Annotated in this window: 1 protein-coding gene and 2 pseudogenes; 2 read left to right on the top strand and 1 reads right to left on the bottom strand. The window is 60.5% G+C overall.

Features of this window, described 5'->3' with window-relative positions; translation table 11 throughout:
* Positions 1-683: 683 nt before the first annotated feature.
* Both NKI39_RS34105 and NKI39_RS34100 read left to right on the top strand, forming a co-directional pair.
* A pseudogene (locus NKI39_RS34105) lies at positions 684-1,148 on the top strand (transposase); the annotation flags it as partial.
* Between the two features lie 330 nt (positions 1,149-1,478).
* Positions 1,479-1,778, top strand: coding sequence for a transposase (locus tag NKI39_RS34100; protein WP_352837531.1), 300 nt, complete (start codon positions 1,479-1,481; stop codon positions 1,776-1,778).
* Here NKI39_RS34100 and NKI39_RS34095 read toward each other — a convergent pair.
* Positions 1,762-1,956: pseudogene (locus NKI39_RS34095) on the bottom strand (transposase domain-containing protein); the annotation flags it as partial. The gene NKI39_RS34100 and the pseudogene NKI39_RS34095 overlap by 17 nt on opposite strands.
* Positions 1,957-2,018 lie beyond the last annotated feature (62 nt).

Below are 2,018 nucleotides of genomic sequence, written 5' to 3'. Positions count from 1 at the left end.
AAACCACCATCCGCCACAACGATGTCCATACTGCCGTATCCGGTTCCGAATGACCCCAAAATCAATTCTGCCAAAGTAGTGCTAGTACGCTTGTTCTGGCACCGGCGTTGGCAAAGCCAGAATTTCTGATCGAGGTCGAGGCAATTGCCGCCAAATTCTAGGCCATCGATTAACCTGCTTTTCGTGGCGGGTGATCATCTACCCCTAAGTGGCACAACGGACTTGCCAGCAAGGATGCCCCTCTTTTCTAAATGGTACGGCCACTTTTAGCAAAAGAGGGGCACCCGCCACTCGTTTCGGAAACCATGCGTTATTCTGCGCAACCATTCGGCCAGGGCCGCGGCGCTATGATTTCGGGCGACGGTTTTCTGCGGTTGGTTTCGGTGGTGCGTGACCCGCAGCCCTGCGCGGGTCGACGATTTGCAGGCAACCGTTTTCCGAGAACATCTCGATCGAGCAATCGCGCAAAGAGTCTCCTCTTCGAGCATAAGGCGCAGATTAGGCAGCTTTAGCTGCGATCGTCAAAGGGGCTCCAATCGCAGGGAAGCAAGTCCTCGAGCCGTGTCATCGGCGTGTCGGCGACCCGAGCCGAGATCCAGGCATTGCTGGATGCTCCGGACCCTTGCACGCTCTCTGGCACACGCGACCGGGCGATGCTTCATGTTGCGTTCGCCCGCCGGGCTGCCCTGGCGCCGATCGTGCGGGCGCTGCAGACCCTGAGGGGAGTAGACCTGATCGTTGCCGTGACATTCCTTCGCCACCGAGGTTGGCGACGTACAGCGGTTCGAGAGCCCGCGCCAGCTCATGGGTTATCTTGGCCTCGTTCCCGGCGAACGATCGACCGGCGAGACAGTCAGACGGGGCGGCATCACCAAGGTGGCGAACGGCCGGGTTCGCTATATGCTGGTCGAGAGCGCATTACGTACAGGTATCCTCCCAAGGCAGGCAAGATGAAGTTGTACCGGCTCGAGCAGGCTCCGCCGAAGGTGCGCGAGATCGCATGGAAGGCTCAAACGCGGCTGACCGCCCGCTATCGAATGTTGAGCGGACGCGGCAAGAGGACAACGGTGGTCTGCACGGCGATCGCCCGTGAACTGGCCGGCTTCATGTGCGTCGTTGCAAGGGAGGCGCAGGCGATCAGGTCATAGACCGCTGCGATGGCTTTCATCTCGCGCATGGGCGGAGGCGGGACCCGGCAGATGAATGCCCGTCAGACGCTTTGTGGCCGGCAAATCGACCGACGCCCGCAGTAAGATAGGAACAGCCCCGGACGCACAATCGGGAATGCGGTAGCCAACCCGCGCATCAGAGCTTGATCACCGACGTCCTTCAGTTCCGCCTCCACCCATGCGCGACTATCAGATTGATCAGCCGTTCCTCGGATCGGGCGACCTCCTGCGTTCCAAACCTTGACAGCGGACATCAGTGGTCGCGATCTGTGAGGTTGCCGATCCTGTATTGGGATCGGAGATCGGCTTGTGTCTGGACTTGACCTTACGCTTGACCCGGACCGGCAACCTCGACCTTTCGAGGTGATCAACGGTGCTGGCGGCCGGCGTCAGTGGTCGGTGGATGACAAAGCGCGGATCATTGCGGAGACGCTGGAGCCGAACGCAATCATTTCCGAGGTTTCCCGCCGTTATGGCCTCAGACCGCAGCAGGTCTTCGCCTGGTGCCGGGGCTGCGCGTCAGCCATCGGCGGAGGCGACGGCATCAGAATCCCTGTTCGTTCCTGCAGTGGTTGCAGCGTAACCGCTGTTCTCAGGCCACGGCCTTGAGCGGCATAGGTCTGTAGGCCCAAGGCAGCAGATCGTCGATCTGGCTTTGTGGATGGCCGGCGACGATCCGGGCGATCACGTCAGCGAGGTAGGTGTGAGGCTCGACGCCGTTGAGCTTGCATGTCTCGATCAGCGAAGCGATCGTTGCCCAATGCTCGGCGCCGCCGTCGGAAGCAGCGTCATAATGCCGGGAATCCGGGCTTCGACGTTGTCGTCACCTATCCATTCCATCCGTTGGTT

The sequence above is a fragment of the Mesorhizobium sp. M0664 genome (genome assembly GCF_040320565.1).
Lineage (GTDB): Bacteria > Pseudomonadota > Alphaproteobacteria > Rhizobiales > Rhizobiaceae > Mesorhizobium.
This window is presented reverse-complemented; position numbering and strand designations above follow the sequence as displayed.